The organism is Dysgonomonas sp. 216, assembly GCF_010501065.1.
Taxonomy (GTDB): domain Bacteria; phylum Bacteroidota; class Bacteroidia; order Bacteroidales; family Dysgonomonadaceae; genus QVMM01.
Genome location: NZ_QVMM01000023.1, coordinates 1 through 16,962, shown reverse-complemented (window position 1 = coordinate 16,962; position 16,962 = coordinate 1). Strand labels below are relative to the sequence as shown.

Here is a 16,962-nt window from a genome sequence, read left to right as displayed (position 1 = left end):
TATAAGGCTTATTATAAAAACAGGTGGGAATATTTGATAAGATATTAGGTAGAAAAAAGAGTACAGGAGCAGAAGAAAGCCCTGATGCTTATCTTCGTTGTGAACTAAAGAGCCGTTTGGTAGCAGCAGGACATAAAGTAGAGATAGAAGACGCATCGGTTATAATAAACGATAAAATAACATTACGTACCGAGATTGTAAATAACCCAAACCTGCATCCGCTAATTATGCATCTGCATACCGAAATTTATGTAGGTAACTACTTTCCCGGAGGACTTGCCGAGGATCTTGTTGGAATAGGTGAAGATCTACCTAAAAAAGCAGATTCGGTTCTGGCAAATTTTCTGAATGTGTCGTTACCACCTATTCTCGATGCATTTACCGATAGCCATAATCCTGATTTGGATTTTGAAACAACAACCAATGGAAACCGAAGGCTACTTTGGCATCCCAAGGTTGGCGATATTGGTTATCAGGGACAATGGGATGAATCGGAAACAATAACACCTGACTATTTGCTTGGTGTATTAAAAAATTCTTTAGCTCCCGAACTTATCGATAGAAAATTTAACTGGCTAAAACTATATGTTGCCAAGCAGGCCGACGGCTCTATATCGGGCGAATGCTCGTTAAACAACCAATTATGGGATGCGGGATTCGATATGCTGAAAAGCTATGCCGAAACGTGGAAAAATCAGGATGGATTCAGGGCAATAAAACAGTTTATTGTTTTCAGGCTATGCGACGCTTGCGATGAACAATAATAGAATCAGAAAAATAATCAAAACAATATAAATATTATTTCAGAAAGAAAACTATGGCACAAGAAGACGTTTTTAAGAAAATTGTTTCGCATTGTAAAGAGTATGGTTTCGTTTTCCCGTCAAGCGAAATATACGACGGGCTGGGCGCCGTTTATGATTACGGGCAAATGGGCGTCGAGTTAAAAAACAATATAAAAAAATACTGGTGGGATAGCATGATACTACTTCATGAAAATGTGGTAGGTATCGATTCAGCCATTTTCATGCACCCTACTATATGGAAAGCTTCGGGGCACGTTGATGCCTTTAACGACCCGTTGATAGATAACAAAGACAGCAAGAAACGTTACCGTGCCGATGTTCTTATCGAAGATTATCTGGCGAAGATTGACGAAAAAATAAATAAAGAGGTTGAAAAAGCCGCAAAGAAATTCGGAGATAGTTTTGACGAGGCTATGTTCCGCGAAACTAACCCCCGTGTTAAAGAACAACAAGCAAAGCGCAACGAAGTACATACACGTTTTGCAAAAGCTTTGAACGATAGCAATCTGGAAGAACTACGTCAGATTATTATTGATTGCGAAATCGTAGACCCAATAAGTGGAACACGCAACTGGACTGATGTGCGTCAGTTTAACCTAATGTTTGCTACCGAAATGGGTTCTACTGCCGACGGAGCAATGAAAGTTTACCTGCGCCCCGAAACTGCTCAGGGTATTTTTGTAAACTTCTTGAATGTACAGAAAACCGGGCGAATGAAAATACCTTTCGGTATTGCACAAATAGGGAAAGCTTTTCGTAACGAGATTGTTGCGCGCCAGTTTATCTTCCGTATGCGCGAATTCGAACAAATGGAGATGCAATTCTTTGTTCGTCCGGGCGAAGAGTTGGATTATTTCCGTCAGTGGAAAGAAATACGTATGAAGTGGCATAAATCACTTGGTTTTGGCGATCATAAATATCGTTTCCACGATCACGACAAATTAGCTCACTACGCCAATGCTGCAACCGATATTGAATTTGAAATGCCTTTCGGATTCAAAGAAGTAGAAGGTATACATTCGCGTACAGATTTTGACTTAGGTAGCCACGAAAAATACTCAGGTAAGAAAATGCAATACTTCGATCCTGAATTGAATAAATCGTATACGCCTTACGTTGTAGAAACATCGATAGGTGTAGATCGTATGTTCTTATCTACCATTGCGGCATCTTATTGCGAAGAAACACTCGAAAATGGCGAATCACGCGTTGTTCTTAAGCTACCTGCGCCACTAGCACCAATTAAGCTAGCAGTGTTACCTCTTGTTAAAAAAGATGGTTTACCCGAAAAAGCCCGTGAAATTATTGATGCATTGAAATTCGATTTCAAATGTCAATACGACGAAAAGGATAGTATTGGAAAACGCTATCGTCGTCAGGATGCTATCGGTACTCCTTATTGTGTTACTGTAGACCATCAATCGTTAGAAGATAATACCGTAACCATACGTTACCGCGATACGATGGAACAAGAGCGTGTAAGCATTAACGATCTGCAAGGTATTATTGCCGAAAAAGTAAACATGAAAAAACTTTTAACAAGTATATCATAACAAGATTATAACTTTAGTATACAGAGAAACCGTGAGTATTGACTTGCGGTTTTTTTATTTTCTTTTGCTATTGTTTCTCTGCTGTTTTTCAAAATATACAACACCTTTCATGCTATCTTTCGAAAAAGGAAAATTTCCTCTTGTAAATACTCATTTAAAGCTCTACTGTTAAAAAGCTTTTGCCATACTTTTGCTAACAGAATTTAGCACTTCCTTTTATCTATATATTAGGAAAGTAAACAATAGTCCAATAAAAAAATAAAAATGAATAAATCTTGTCAGATCTGTCAGGTTTTTCAAAAATCATACTGCTGAATACTTTAAAACTCGCATGTTATTATAGTAATGTAGAATAATTATAGGTTTAATTTTTTTAAGTATGAATAAGATTTTCTCTTTCTCCTTATTTTTTGCGTCTCTATTTTTTGCTTCCTGTAGCAACGATTCCGGTAATGAAGATGAGCCATCACTAGGTTCCGACAACAAAATAACTTCGTATACTATCGAGGCATCTAAAAACGGACTCAGTGCTAATATTGAAGGCATAATTAACGATGAAACCAAAACAATAACCCTCGGTTCGAAAGTGCCCGCATATAAAGATTTGATAGCAACATTTACCTCCGAAGGAGATGCATATATTGGGTATATAAAACAAACCAGCGGAAAAACAGCAGTCAATTTTGCCGAAGAAATCAGTTACAATATTATTGCTGAAAATGGTGATACCAGAACTTACAAAATAATAGCTACTCCCGAAAACGACGGGGAACCTCTGAATAGTTTTCAATTAAAAATAAAAGAAAAAGGAGTTGAAAAAACTCTTTCTGGGGTTTATAATAGCAGCAATACTATAATCACGTTAAATGCTCATTGTAAAAATTGGATCGAGAACATAAATCAAGCGGTCGCTCTATTCGAAACCGAAGGCAAAGTTTATGTGGGAGAAGCAGAACAACAAAGTGGAGTTACCGCAAATGATTTCAGCAAAGAACTTATTTATAAAGTAACCAGTTCGGGAAAACCGGACAGAAAATACAGGGTTATATTGGTTTCTCCTCAGTCAACAGGCTTGCCAATTATGAGTATTGAAACCGATAACAGAACGGAAATCAAAGATAAAGAAAATTATATACAGGCTCGTTGTCGACTATTCGACCCTAATAATACTCAGAACAATATAGATGAGTCCACGGGCATACGTGGACGGGGAAACTCTACCTGGACATTATATCCTAAAAAGCCTTACCGTCTGAAATTTGAAAACAAAGTAGGTTTATTTGGATTAGGAGAAGCTAAAAGCTGGGTTTTAAGGGCAAACTATCAGGATCCCACATTCATTATGAACACTATAGCTTTCGAGATAGGCCGGCGTTTAGGGCTGGAGTTCACAAACAATGCAAACCATGTGGAGCTGTTTGTTAATAAGCAATACAAAGGAAGCTATTTATTAACCGAACAGGTTCAGGTAAACAAGCATCGGGTTGATATTGACAAGACCAACGGTTTTCTGATAGAACTTGACAACTACTTTGACGAAGAATTAAAATTCAGGTCGGCAAGAAACTTACCTGTGAATATAAAATCGCCCGAAGATGCCTCCTGTGTTGAAGCAGTTGAAAAAATATTTAACGATTTCGAAAATGCAATGTATGCAAATAACGGCAAACCTTCGGGAGGTTATAAAAACCTTGTCGACATCAATTCTGTTATCGGGTATTTATTAGTCAACGAAGTTACTTATAATGGCGAAATTGCTCACCCCAAAAGCCTGTATATGTACAAAGACAACAATAAAAAGATTCATTTCGGTCCTGTCTGGGATTTCGATTGGGGCTTTTGTCATGCCGAAGACGGCATTAAATATTTTGGAGAAACAGGTATAAGATTATTTAGTAGCCAAACAGGTGGTTCGTGCGGATATCTTATAGCTCAGTTCTTTAAGGATGCCGAGTTTAGAAGTGCATACAAGGCCAAATGGAATTCGATAAAACCACAGTTATACGATCTGGATCAGTTTATTGCCGATTATGGAACATACCTACGCAAATCGGGAGCTGCAAATTTAGCGTTGTGGTACAACGAAAAATATTACAACTACAACTACGATGAGCAAATAAACAAAATGAGGCTTTGGTTAAAAAACAGGATAGATTATCTTGACAGGGAAATTAACGCCGATTAAAATAAAACCTTGTACTACTACTTTATAGATTATGTCAAAAACCGGATACACTTAGTGGTACCGGTTTTTTATTATAGAAACACCGCAGAATAAACGGATTAAGAGTTGGCCGATTCTAACAAATCGACTATTACTTGCGGAAAATATTTATACTCTAATTCGTGAACTTTCGCTGCCACATCCTGATAAGTGTCTGAAGGAGTTACAATACATTTAGCCTGAAATATAATGTTGCCTTCGTCGTAATTCTCATTCACATAATGGATGGTTATGCCCGATTCCTGCTCGCCTGCTTCAACAACTGCTTTGTGTACATTATCGCCATACATACCTTTTCCTCCATATTTAGGAAGTAAAGCCGGATGTATATTTATTATTTTATTGGGGAAATTATCTATAAGATGTGCGGGTATTTTGAGTAAAAAACCTGCTAAAACAATAAAATCTACATTTCTTTCTTTCAGAAAGTCTAAAACTTTACTGTTTTCTGTAAAATCAGATTTACTGAAAAAGAAGGATTCTATACCTAGTTTTTTGGCACGTTCGTGAACATAAGCATCGGCCTTATTTGATAGGATTGAGTCGATGGTAATGTTCTTATTACCAATCAGATGATTTGCAATATTTTCGGCGTTCGAACCCGAACCTGAAGCAAAAATAGATATTTTAATCATTGTTAGAATATTTAAATGTTCTGCACAAAAAAGAGATAATTGTGCAATTTTTAAGTATTTTCTTGATGAAATATTTGTTAGATATAGAGAAAAAACTGTTACTTTGCACCGACAAAATTAAAAATAAAAACGAATTATTAATTAAAATCAAAAAGTTATGTCTGAAGTAGCATCAAAAGTAAAAGCTATTATTGTTGACAAATTAGGAGTTGAAGAAACTGAAGTAACTGAAACTGCTAGCTTTACTAATGATTTAGGAGCTGACTCTCTTGACACTGTAGAGCTTATTATGCAATTTGAAAAAGATTTCGGAATTTCTATTCCAGACGATCAGGCTGAAAAAATTGCAACAGTAGGAGACGCTATCTCTTATATCGAAGCAAACGTAAAATAAATTATTTTCCACTGAAATTCAATTATGGAATTAAAAAGAGTGGTGGTAACAGGTCTGGGCGCAGTAACCCCAATTGGTAACGATGTTGAAACAACGTGGACCAATGCAATAAACGGTGTTAGTGGGGCCGGACCTATTACTCAATTTGATGCATCAAAATTCAAGACTCAATTTGCTTGCGAAGTAAAAGACTTCGATCCAAGCAAATACCTCGACAGAAAAGAAGCACGCAAGTGCGACAGATATACACAGTTGGCTATTGCTGCCGCAGAACAATGTATCGAAAACTCAGGACTTTTGGCTACAGAAGGCCTAAACAAAGACAAAGTTGGAGTTATTGTTTCGGCAGGAATCGGAGGTATCAAAACATTCGAAGCAGAAGTAGGCGATTACTATGTTCATGAAGAACTAGGCCCTAAATTCAATCCGTTTTTCATTCCAAAGATGATTTCGGATATAGCTTCGGGTCATATCTCTATCCGTCACGGGCTTCGTGGTCCTAATTTCGGAACTGTTTCGGCTTGTGCCTCATCAACTCATAGTGCAATAACAGCTTTCGACCTCATCCGTTTAGGTAAGGCAAATGCTATTGTTGCCGGAGGAGCTGAAGCTGCTGTATGTGCATCTGGTATTGGTGGCTTTAATGCACTAACAGCATTATCGACACGTAACGATTCGCCCGAAACTGCTTCTCGCCCTTTTAGTGCAAGCCGCGATGGTTTTGTATTAGGAGAAGGTGCTGCATGTTTAATGTTCGAAGAGTTGGAGCATGCTCTGGCTCGTGGAGCAAAAATATATGCCGAAGTTGTGGGCGGCGGAATGTCGGCGGATGCTTATCACCTTACGGCTTCTCATCCCGAAGGATTAGGAGCAAAACTGGTAATGAGAAGCGCTCTTGAAGATGCTAGTATGAAAGCTTCCGAAATAGACTATGTAAATGTACATGGAACATCTACTCCGGTTGGCGATCCTTCAGAGATCAAGGCTATTAAAGAAGTGTTTGGCGAACATGCTTACAATATGAATATCAGTTCAACAAAATCAATGACAGGTCACTTATTAGGTGCTGCCGGAGCTGTTGAAACCTTATTCTGTGTATTGTCGGTGCAAAACGACATTGTTCCTCCAACAATCAACTTCACAGAAGGAGATGAAGATCCTGAGATTGATTATAACTTGAACTTAACCTTTAACAAAGCACAAAAGAGAGTTGTGAATGCTGCTCTTTCTAATACCTTTGGATTTGGCGGTCACAATGCATGTGTGATAGTTAAGAAGTATACGAAGTAAAGAAGTGTTTAAGAAACTATATCGAAACATAAGGCTTTTCCCGAAAAGGAAAAAAGAGCCTTATGTTTCTTTTTTTAAGATATTAGGGTTCTATCCGTACAATATAACTTTGTACGAACAAGCTTTATTACACAAATCTTCGTCGATAAAACTTAAAGATGGTAAATGGATAAACAACGAGCGTCTTGAGTTTCTTGGCGATGCAATACTCGATGCCATTGTTGCCGATATAGTATTCAAACAATTTGAATATAAGAAAGAAGGATTCCTTACTAATTTACGATCAAAGATCGTACAACGCGACACTCTTAATAAACTAGCTTTAGAGCTGGGGCTTGATAAGCTTATTAAATCGTCGACTAAGAACACAACCCACAAAACACATATGTATGGAAATGCACTCGAAGCTCTTATTGGCGCAATATATCTCGACCAAGGCTATCGTGTAGCAAAAAGTTTCGTATATGAAAAACTCATCCTTGAGCTGCTAAATCTGGAAACGGTTGTGAAGCACGAAGTTAACTTCAAATCGAGGTTAATAGAGTGGAGCCAGAAAAACAAGATAGATATTTGTTTCGAACTTATAGAGTATTTTGTTGACAGCGACAATAATCCGATATTTCAGACAGCTGTTATTATTTACGACAGGCAAGCCGGAGTAGGTACGGGATATTCTAAAAAAGAGTCGCAACAAAATGCATCTAAAATGGCATTGAACAGAATTGATACCGACAGCGAATTTAAATTATACATTCTTGAACGGAAGGAAGAAGAGTCTCTGAAAGAAAACAATTCGGATATGTCGGAAGATGAGTCTGAGAAAAGCATATCCAACGATACGTCAGTTATAGCAAAAGAGAATTTTTCGGAAGAAGGCAATAACAACCCTGTTTAGTAAAGCATTGCATAAGTATATACTCCAAAATATACGATTGTAGCAACAATAAAAAAGTACATTTTCCACTTCTTGTCGGCCAGAGCAAAGAAATGCGCAAACGAAAGAGAACAAGCTACAAGTGTAACCATAAGCCAAATCTGGAAGTGCTCATTCAGGAAAAGATACCCAGTTATAGACAAAAATCCCATCAGGTTTAAATACATAATGTTTGCCCTGACTCTTATTTTATCTTTATACGAATTGCCTAAATAATCGATAAGGATAATCAATATGGTAATCATCCCGAGCCCTAATAATATTACGTCATCGATATACATTTGCATGATAGATACTTCTCTCATCCCATTCCATGTATACAATAGCTCGGAGTATATAATATTAATGTCATTAAAAGTCAGGCTGTACATCGCTGCCAACCAATAAACAAGAAATATACCAAGCAAGGATGCTAAAAGAGCTTTAATATTAAAGCTTCTCATGAACAAAAATCCAAGCCAAAATATAAAAACATACAAAAATAAGCTGGGAGTAAATAAACTGCCGATAGATAAAAGGAATGCAATACGAAAAGATGCCCACGAAGCTAACTTAACTTGATAGCTATCGAAAAGAATGTCAAGACACCGTAATAGGATAATTACACTAATATATGCCGGCGACATAAAAGCCATATCTCTTGAGAAACTGAATAACAAAAGTACCAATACATAAGGAAAATTGCTGCGAACCCTTATTAATGAATACTTATTACTCAGAAACATCACATAGAGGGCTATGCCAAAAGTAAATAACAGCCCAAAAACAAAAGAGATATACTCGTTTGTGAATATCTGATCAATAAACTGCCATAATAAACCTCCGTCGGAAACGTGAAGATTGTCTGTTGCTGCAAACGATATACCCCGCAATACTAAAGCTATAAATGTTGCGGGATAAATTATATTACGGTTTTCTGCTATGTGCTTTGTGTATTGTTTAAACACTATACTTGTTTCAAATCACTTATTGTAAATCGAAGCCTATATCCTTTCTGTAATATTTTCCTTCAAACTGTATTTTTTCGGCATTCGCGTATGAGGTTGTCAATGCCTCGGATTTTGAATTTCCATAGGAACTGATAGCCATTACTCGTCCGCCATTTGTCAATATTTTTCCATCAGAGCATTTTGTGCCTGCATGAAAGACTATGCTACTATTAATAGTATCAAGATTTGATATCACATCTCCTTTCTTGTAATCTCCGGGATACCCTCCTGCCACAAGCATAACAGTAACTGCATATCTTTCATCTATCTCTAGTTTTTTAGATGCAAGTTTGTTATAAGCAACACCTTCTAGTAAATCTACAAAATCGGATTTTATACGAAGCATCACAGCCTCAGTTTCAGGGTCACCCATGCGAACATTATACTCTATAACCATAGGTTCTCCTTTAACTTCAATCAGTCCGAGAAAGATAAAACCTTTATAATCTATTTTATCCTTTTTTAGCCCTTCCACGGTAGGGATAACGATACGTTCCTCAACTTTATTCATGAATATGTCATCGGCAAACGAAACAGGAGATACAGCTCCCATACCTCCGGTATTTAACCCTGTGTCTCCTTCCCCTATGCGCTTATAATCTTTTGCTACGGGCAGAATCTTGTACGAATCGCCATCGGTCAGAACAAATACCGAACATTCGATCCCCGACAAGAACTCTTCTATCACTACGGTTTCACTAGCCTCTCCAAACATTCCGTTAAGCATATTGTGAAGTTCACGTTTAGCTTCGTCAATATCATTGATTATCAACACGCCCTTTCCGGCTGCTAGTCCGTCTGCTTTCAGAACATAAGGGGCATCGAGCTGCTCAAGAAACTCATAACCTTCTTTTATATTATCTAACGTAAAACTCTTGTATCTTGCTGTAGGAATATTGTGGCGAAGCATGAATTGCTTTGCAAAATCTTTGCTCCCTTCCAATTGTGCACCTTCTTTCGATGGGCCTATAACAGGAATATGATTTAGCTGCGAATCGTTCTTAAAAAAGTTACTAACACCTTTTACTAACGGGTCTTCAGGACCTACAACAAGCATATTTATGTTATTCGTTAAAACAAAATCCTTTATTGCCTCAAAATCGGTTGCATTTATTGCTACATTTTCAGCAACCGTAGCGGTTCCTGCATTACCCGGGGCAACATACAAGTTGTTTATTTTTGCACTTTGCTTCATTTTCCATGCCAAAGCATGCTCGCGTCCTCCGCTTCCTAATAGTAAAATATTCATATAGTTATAGTTTTCTCGAAAAGACTACAAAGGTACATGATATTTTTATAAACATCATTCTGTCATCTGTAAAAACAGACAATTAATAATGTGTTTTATCTATAAATATATAAGTTGGCTACACCTATTTAAGGAGGTACAATCAGAAAACAGAAGAAAGTTTATTAAATCTCAAAAATATTATGCTTTGGTATTGATAAATAAAAACAATGAATTATATTTGCATCGCAATTCGTTTTAAGACTTGCCAGGGAAGTGTGGGTGAGTGGCTGAAACCACCAGTTTGCTAAACTGACGTACGGGTAACTGTACCGGGGGTTCGAATCCCCCCGCTTCCGCAACAAAGACTGATTATCAGTAAAATACAAGACAGGGGGACTAAAACAAGGACTATAACCTTTTTTTAGTCCTTATTTTTTGCGGTAGATAAAGGAAACACTAGCATAAAAATATTATTACCGTAAAAGTTTAGAAATAGTATCTTTAGCCTGATGATATATTAATCCTAATTGCATAGTCAATAATATGCTTTCCTCATTTCAGTATATTCTCTGAAAAGTATCTTGGCTCTTTTTTATTTGTACAATATTTTGAAGCGGATTAGATATATGTCTGTTTTTTACAATTGCAGAATTTTTGGTATATTTATATTTGTTGTTTTAGACTGAATGATGGAACAATTTGATGTAATATATCCTAGCCCTTTATTGTCTCCTTATATAAAGCATTATTGGACTCTTAGGGCTGAAAGCTCTGATGGTGGCTCTGTAGGGGAGCGTACAATACCTACAGGTTGTATTAGTCTGGTCTTTCATCGGGCATCACGCATGTATTCGTCGGCTCAAGATGTATTATTGCCGCAATCTTTTGTTAGCGGACAAAGTTCGGGTCATACCGATTTATTGGCAAAGGGTAGGGTAGACATGATAGTGGTTGTTTTTCAGCCGGCAGGAGGTAGGGCTTTTTTCGATATACCGATGAATGAGTTTGTGGGGCAGGATATTTCGCTCGAAGATATAGGAGACCCCCTATTGCTAGATTTAGCCGATAGCTTGTTTTATATGAGAAATACCACATTTTGCATAAAGCGTATAGAACAGTATTTTATAAAACGATTAAATATAACTAGGCAATATAATTTCGAGCGGTTAGATGCTGTTATAGCGAATATTAATAATAAGCCTAAATTAAGTATTGGTAATTTAGCCGATATATGTTGTCTGAGTAGCAAACAATTCGACCGGATTTTTGGAGAATATGTTGGTACTAATCCGAAAGAATTTTTATGTATAGTCCGCTTTCAGCGTGCATTGTTTATATTACAATCTTATTCCGGCCTTAACCTAACCCAGCTAGCATTAGAATGCGGTTATTACGACCAATCTCATATGATAAACGAATTTAAGCGTTTTTCGGGATATTCTCCGCGCGAATATATGGCTGTTTGTAATCCTTATTCCGACTATTTTTTTAAGCCTTAAGGAAGATGTCTTTTATTTCCAAGTTTGGGAGTAGGGCTCTATCTATTTTTGTAAAGTCGATCGATGTTCTATTAATTAACAACAAACAAGATTTTATGAAAAGATTAATTGATTTTTTTGAAATTCCGGCAACAGATTTCAGTAGGGCTGTAAAATTTTACGAAACCATATTTGGAATAACAATGGCAACCTTTGATTGCGGTAACGAAAAAATGGCTTTTTTCCCGGGAAATAATGGAAAGTCGCAAGGGGCTATATCGTGGAGTTCCTGTTTTGATTTCACACCTTCTGCTCAAGGAGTACTTATCAGCTTAAACTGTGAGGACATAAGCAGTATGCTTGAACTAATAGAAAAAAACGGAGGCAAAACTCTAATTGCAAAAACAAAAATAGAGTCCGACGACCGTGGATATTTTGCAGTTTTTACCGATTGTGAAGGAAATCGGTTAGGGTTGTATAGCGAGTAAATAGTGTGTATGCCAGATAGTTGAAAGTGTAGTCGGTCAACTATCTGGTTATTTGTTTTATTTAATGACAGTAGCTTCGAGCCACAATTTCAACAGAGATAACATCTGGTTGTGGTATTTAAAATTAGTGTTCATACCCCAGCCATGTCCACCGGTAGGAAATACATACATAGTTGCCGGAATACTGTTCTTCTTCAGGGCATCATAATACATAATACTGTTTTGCGGAATAACCGCTTTATCATCGTCGCTAAGCATGATAATGGTAGGTGGAGTATTTGCATTTACCTGTTTTTCGTTTGAATATATATGCAAGTCTGATAACGAAGGACTTTTTCCTAAAAGGTTATACCGCGACCCCCCATGTGTTATTCCTTCTTTCATTGTTATAACAGGATAAAATAGAATCGAAAAATCGGGACGGGTATTTCCTGATGTAAAATGAGTGGACGCCGTAGAAGCCAAATGTCCTCCGGCCGAAAAACCGGCTATACCCACTTTATTTTGGTCGATATCCCATTCATTAGCTTTACTTCTTACTATGCTGATTGCTTGTTGAGCGTCTTGTAAAGGTATTTCTTTGTACCCGTTTGGGAGGCGATATTTAAGTATTATACCGGCAATCCCCTGCGATTTCAACCATTCGGCAAACTGTATGCCTTCGTGATCGTATGCAAGGCGCGAATATCCTCCTCCGGGGCATATTATAACAGCTGTACGCGTGTTTTTACTCTTTTCGGGCAAATATACTGCTATATCGGGTTCGGTAACGTTCGAAATACGCCAGTTTTCTTGTTTTTCCGACTCGGTTATACCATTGCTTGTTGGCGGATTTCCATTCCATAATTTTAATATTGTTTGCGCACCCACATCTGTTGCAAATAAACAGATTAATAAAAATAAGCAGGTCTTTTTCATGTGTGATGAATATTTGTTGTGGTTAAATTATTGCTTTATTAGTGCCAAAGCTTTGTTTTCGCACAGTGTCATTTGTTCCTGCTCTTCATCTGTCTTGTCGTTAATACCGCAAAGATGGAGGATTCCATGAATGATAACCCTGTGCAGTTCGGAATTATAGATGGTATCAAACTGTTCGGAGTTGCTCTTTACTGTATCAAGGCTTATAAATATATCGCCTGATATTACATTCCCTTCGCTATAATCAAAGGTTATTATATCGGTGTAATAATCGTGTTGTAAGTACTCGTTATTTACCTCAAGTATTTTTTCGTCCGAGCAGAATATATAAGAAATATTTCCTATTTTCTTTTCGAAGGATGCTGCTACCTGCTTTATCCAATTCGATGTATCCCTGCGTTTTATCGCAGGAAATTTAATGTCAATATTTTCGTACGTTATCATTTTCTAATTTTTTATTTAGCCGAAAAATATATATGAAACCCAAATAGCAGTGATTACACCAACAAGGTCTGCAAATAAGGCGTAGGGTATAGTATAGCGGCTGTTTCGTATGTTTACTGCTCCATAGTATACAGCAACAACATAAAATGTTGTATCTGTTGATGCTTGAAATATTCCCGCCAATCTTCCCGCAAAAGAGTCTGCTCCGAAAGTATTCATTGCATCTACCATCATGCCTCGTGCTCCGCTTCCACTCAGGGGCTTCATCAAGGCGGTTGGCATTGCGTCAACCCAATTGCTGTTATATCCTAGGCCTTCGACGGCAACCCGTAACCAATCAACTAAAAAGTTCATTGTTCCTGATGCCCTGAACATGCCTACAGCCACTAGAATAGCAACAAGATAAGGGATAATGCGGATAGCTACCAAAAAACCGTCTTTTGCACCTTCGATAAAAGCATCGTATACATTTATTTTTTTTCTGACACCGCTTAGTATGAATACAATTATAACCGAAAACAGTATAAAACTGGCAACTATATTCGATACTTTTTGTGCTTTCTCCGGACCCATTTCATTGAAAGCCCATATAACTCCGGCTATAAGCAATGCTACAGACCCGAATGTTCCAAGAATAACTTTATCAAATAATTTTATCCGTTGCTTTATACATATTGCAAATACCCCTAGCATTGTGGATATGAAAGTGGCTATCATTATCGGGACAAAGACATCGGCAGGGTTCGATGCTCCCATTTGAGCACGTATTGTCATTACCGATACAGGAATAAGGGTAAGCCCTGAAGCATTCATGACCAGAAACATTATCATAGGGTTCGATGCCTTGTTTTTATCAGGGTTTATTTCCTGTAATTCGCGCATAGCCTGTAATCCTGCCGGAGTGGCGGCATTATCGAGTCCCAGTATGTTTGCCGACAGATTCATTAGTATTGATCCGCCTGCCGGATGATTTTGAGGAATATCAGGAAATAATCGCCTGAACAAGGGGTTAATGGCACGCGAAAAAAGCTGTATCATGCCTCCTTGTTCGCCAATTTTCATCAAGCCCATCCACAAAGCAAGGACACCTGTTAATCCGATTGATATTTCGAATGCTGTTTTTGCTGATCCGAATGTTGAATTTATTGTAGCATTGAAGGTTTCAACATCGCCAAATACGATGAGGCGGCACAGTGCAACTACAAAAGCCACAATAATAAAACCTATCCAGATATAATTAAGAACCATTGGAGTATATTATTCTGTTCCAAAGATAAAACTATTTGCTGTTAAAAGGCACGTCAATATCTTATTTTCTGTTTAGCCCAATCCATGTTGCTTTTTTCCATATGTATTCGAAAGGTCCGTGCTTATGCTTTTTCATCCACCAATGACAAAATACAAATTGTATGAGAAATAATAAAACTCCTACAAGAAAACTGTGAGTGATACCGAGTTTGTTGTGTAGCCCGAAACCCCAATTATAGAATAGCATAGAGCCTATTATAGACTGAGTAAGATAGTTTGTTAAGCTCATTCGTCCATAAGAAGAAAAATTCATCAGGAATTTTCTTACTTTATCGAAAGTGTAAAACAGTAAAATAACGCCTGATAATAGAATCAGCATAAAGGAAAACTTAGCCAATGATGTAATGATAAGATTTGCCGAGAATAAAGCTTGCTTGTTTTCCATAAATTCGGGCAACATATCGGCAAAACCTTGTAAAGGGAAATAACATACAATGCTTATTGTCAGTACTTGCACCCAAATCTTCATGTTTTGTGGCGAATACAGGAACAGTCCTTTACGTCCTATAATCATTCCAAAAATGAACAGCGCTGCTGTCTGAAACATCCGTCCGTGTTCCCATGCCCATGTAAGGCTGGCTAGCTGTCCTTCCCAAAGATTCATTCTAGCAGTTTCGAGAAATGTTCCGTTTTCCTGTACTTTATAAGCTTCATTAAAGTAATATCCTGCAAGGCTACCTGTTGTTTCAGCCGATGGGTTGAGCAGTGTTTCAAATAGTTTCCACCACTCCATTGGTTGTAAAAGAAGCAAAATTGCAATAGCAATCAGTACCTTGTTTGGTAAGCGGCAAACTAACACTAACACAAAACCTACAAGTGAATATAAAACAAGTATTTCGCCCGTAAAAAACATGGCATTAAAGTTTCCGATTATGAATAATAAGACTAACCGCCACATAAAACGCATACGGAAATCGCGTCCCCTTCTTCTCTCATTATCATCTTGTATGAAAAAACTGAACCCGAACAGTAAGGCGAAAACAGCATAAGCTTTTCCTCCAAAAGTGAAAAATAACGAATCCCAAATAGCTTTATCCGTAAAATTCAAGAGGTCGCTTTGTGTGCTGGTATCGGGGTACGAGTAAAAATTGAAATGTTCTATTGCATGTAATATGATTATGCCCATAACGGCAAGTCCTCTTAATACATCGGCGATATCGATACGTGAATTTGTTTTTATAAGGTTGTTTGTCATAGTTGGTTTTTTATTATAAAGGCACAATATTTTATTCTAAGAATGCAAATATACATAGTATAGCTTTAAAAATAAAATAAGTAGTTAATGATCTGTTTCTTAACCGATTTAAAAATGAATTTGTGTTTCGTTCATTAGAGTCCGGCTTAAAAACAGACTTTAGAATGTTGTATGCAATACTTAAATGAAGAGAGTGGGACGATTGTATGTGAAAAGAAAAATTATATAAATTCTTGTGGCGGTATTATTCAAATAACCAGACGAATAAGGCGACTAGCCCTCCAACTAACGAAAAAGCGAACAAAAATCCCCCAATTATATCTGTGTAAAAGGGGCAGTATAAATAGTGTAAAAAGCACGGGCGGCATTTTTTATTTGTAATTAATTGATAATGACAACGAAAAACGCAAAACGCATTTTTTTTGATTGCTAACAAATCGTGCAAGTGCTTTAAACTTGATTGATTTTACTTTAAACTTTTGCGGGATATTTAAAGACCGGCTTTAATTCGTATTTAAACAGCGATTAAAGTCGGTTTAAATTTTAGAGTATGGCAGTTCTTTTTCTTTCCATTTGCCGCGCTCGCATTCACCGGCTTTGTATGCCTGATTGCATTCGTCATTTAATATACGGCGAATATCGCCAGTTGATAAGGTTTCTTTTTTGGATATGATTATACGGCTTGTAATGTAGTCGAAACTATCGAAATCGTGCTTTTGTAGCTTTGATTTGCTCGCACCAAGCGTTGAGGGTTCGTTGTCCTCTATTAATGCAGTGAGTGATGAATAAACTTTTATTTTTAGCGGCTTTTGCAGTATCAAAACATAGACTTTCATTTGCACAATATTTTTTATTTATGCAAATATAGTATATTATATTTGCAAATACAGCAAATAAACGCCCGAATTACGATATAGTGTTGTAACGAATAGAGAGTTTAACCAAAGCCAATGATTTTATATGCGACACATGTTCGTCTTTTGGGTCGTGGTGCGGGTTTTGACTGTATAATATAATTGAAAAGTAGTCCACTTAGTAATTGAAAAGTATACCACTAAGTGTCTCGGACGAGATG

Annotated in this window: 16 protein-coding genes and 1 tRNA gene; 9 read left to right on the top strand and 8 right to left on the bottom strand. The window is 37.2% G+C overall.

What is annotated here, in order from left to right; translation table 11 throughout:
- Nucleotides 1-23: 23 nt before the first annotated feature.
- From D0T53_RS12190 to D0T53_RS12180, 3 genes are all read left to right on the top strand, one after another.
- On the top strand, nt 24-764 hold the full coding sequence (locus tag D0T53_RS12190) for a DUF6348 family protein (RefSeq protein ID WP_163268295.1): 741 nt from the start codon (nt 24-26) through the stop codon (nt 762-764).
- A gap of 53 nt (nt 765-817) precedes the next feature.
- Nucleotides 818-2,359 (top strand): glycine--tRNA ligase, encoded by a 1,542-nt coding sequence (locus D0T53_RS12185; protein ID WP_163268294.1) that lies wholly within the window; start codon nt 818-820, stop codon nt 2,357-2,359.
- Nucleotides 2,360-2,738: 379 nt separating this feature from the next.
- A complete protein-coding gene (locus D0T53_RS12180; protein WP_163268292.1) occupies nt 2,739-4,544 on the top strand; it encodes a CotH kinase family protein in 1,806 nt (601 codons plus the stop codon).
- Nucleotides 4,545-4,642: 98 nt separating this feature from the next.
- Here the strand turns inward: D0T53_RS12180 and purN are convergent, their stop codons facing one another.
- The gene (gene purN / locus D0T53_RS12175) at nt 4,643-5,218 is read right to left on the bottom strand and encodes a phosphoribosylglycinamide formyltransferase (protein ID WP_163268290.1); all 576 of its coding nucleotides are present in this window, start codon (nt 5,216-5,218) and stop codon (nt 4,643-4,645) included.
- 157 nt (nt 5,219-5,375) lie between these two features.
- On the opposite strand from purN, the gene D0T53_RS12170 reads away from it, so the two are divergent.
- Genes D0T53_RS12170 through rnc form a run of 3 tightly spaced genes read left to right on the top strand, consistent with a single transcriptional unit; the run spans nt 5,376 to nt 7,797 of the window.
- Nucleotides 5,376-5,612, top strand: coding sequence for an acyl carrier protein (locus tag D0T53_RS12170; protein ID WP_163268288.1), 237 nt, complete (start codon nt 5,376-5,378; stop codon nt 5,610-5,612).
- Between the two features lie 24 nt (nt 5,613-5,636).
- Complete coding sequence (gene fabF / locus D0T53_RS12165; RefSeq protein WP_163268286.1) at nt 5,637-6,902, top strand: beta-ketoacyl-ACP synthase II; 1,266 nt, start codon at nt 5,637-5,639, stop codon at nt 6,900-6,902.
- A 4-nt stretch (nt 6,903-6,906) separates the two neighbouring features.
- A complete protein-coding gene (gene rnc, locus D0T53_RS12160; RefSeq protein WP_163268284.1) occupies nt 6,907-7,797 on the top strand; it encodes a ribonuclease III in 891 nt (296 codons plus the stop codon).
- On the opposite strand, the gene D0T53_RS12155 is transcribed toward rnc, so the two are convergent.
- Complete coding sequence (locus D0T53_RS12155; protein ID WP_163268282.1) at nt 7,794-8,783, bottom strand: hypothetical protein; 990 nt, start codon at nt 8,781-8,783, stop codon at nt 7,794-7,796. The two genes, rnc and D0T53_RS12155, sit on opposite strands and share 4 nt — an antisense overlap.
- Nucleotides 8,784-8,802: 19 nt before the next feature.
- On the bottom strand, nt 8,803-10,074 hold the full coding sequence (purD, locus tag D0T53_RS12150; RefSeq protein ID WP_163268280.1) for a phosphoribosylamine--glycine ligase: 1,272 nt from the start codon (nt 10,072-10,074) through the stop codon (nt 8,803-8,805).
- Between the two features lie 251 nt (nt 10,075-10,325).
- Between purD and D0T53_RS12145 the strand changes: the two genes are divergently transcribed.
- From D0T53_RS12145 to D0T53_RS12135, 3 genes are all read left to right on the top strand, one after another.
- Nucleotides 10,326-10,412, top strand: a tRNA-Ser gene (locus D0T53_RS12145).
- Between the two features lie 330 nt (nt 10,413-10,742).
- Complete coding sequence (locus D0T53_RS12140) at nt 10,743-11,555, top strand: DUF6597 domain-containing transcriptional factor (protein ID WP_255489446.1); 813 nt, start codon at nt 10,743-10,745, stop codon at nt 11,553-11,555.
- A 95-nt stretch (nt 11,556-11,650) separates the two neighbouring features.
- Complete coding sequence (locus D0T53_RS12135) at nt 11,651-12,022, top strand: VOC family protein (protein ID WP_163268278.1); 372 nt, start codon at nt 11,651-11,653, stop codon at nt 12,020-12,022.
- 57 nt (nt 12,023-12,079) lie between these two features.
- Here the strand turns inward: D0T53_RS12135 and D0T53_RS12130 are convergent, their stop codons facing one another.
- The 5 genes from D0T53_RS12130 to D0T53_RS12110 all read right to left on the bottom strand — a co-directional run bounded on the left by D0T53_RS12130 (nt 12,080) and on the right by D0T53_RS12110 (nt 16,723).
- Nucleotides 12,080-12,940 (bottom strand): alpha/beta hydrolase, encoded by an 861-nt coding sequence (locus tag D0T53_RS12130; RefSeq protein ID WP_163268276.1) that lies wholly within the window; start codon nt 12,938-12,940, stop codon nt 12,080-12,082.
- Between the two features lie 27 nt (nt 12,941-12,967).
- Nucleotides 12,968-13,384 carry an rRNA maturation RNase YbeY gene (gene ybeY / locus D0T53_RS12125; protein WP_163268274.1) on the bottom strand — a complete coding sequence of 139 codons (417 nt, stop codon included), beginning with the start codon at nt 13,382-13,384 and terminating at the stop codon, nt 12,968-12,970.
- Between the two features lie 15 nt (nt 13,385-13,399).
- A complete protein-coding gene (locus D0T53_RS12120; RefSeq protein WP_163268272.1) occupies nt 13,400-14,632 on the bottom strand; it encodes a nucleoside recognition domain-containing protein in 1,233 nt (410 codons plus the stop codon).
- Nucleotides 14,633-14,693: 61 nt separating this feature from the next.
- Nucleotides 14,694-15,887 carry a DUF418 domain-containing protein gene (locus tag D0T53_RS12115; RefSeq protein ID WP_163268270.1) on the bottom strand — a complete coding sequence of 398 codons (1,194 nt, stop codon included), beginning with the start codon at nt 15,885-15,887 and terminating at the stop codon, nt 14,694-14,696.
- A gap of 536 nt (nt 15,888-16,423) precedes the next feature.
- A complete protein-coding gene (locus tag D0T53_RS12110; protein WP_163268268.1) occupies nt 16,424-16,723 on the bottom strand; it encodes a hypothetical protein in 300 nt (99 codons plus the stop codon).
- Nucleotides 16,724-16,962: the final 239 nt, after the last annotated feature.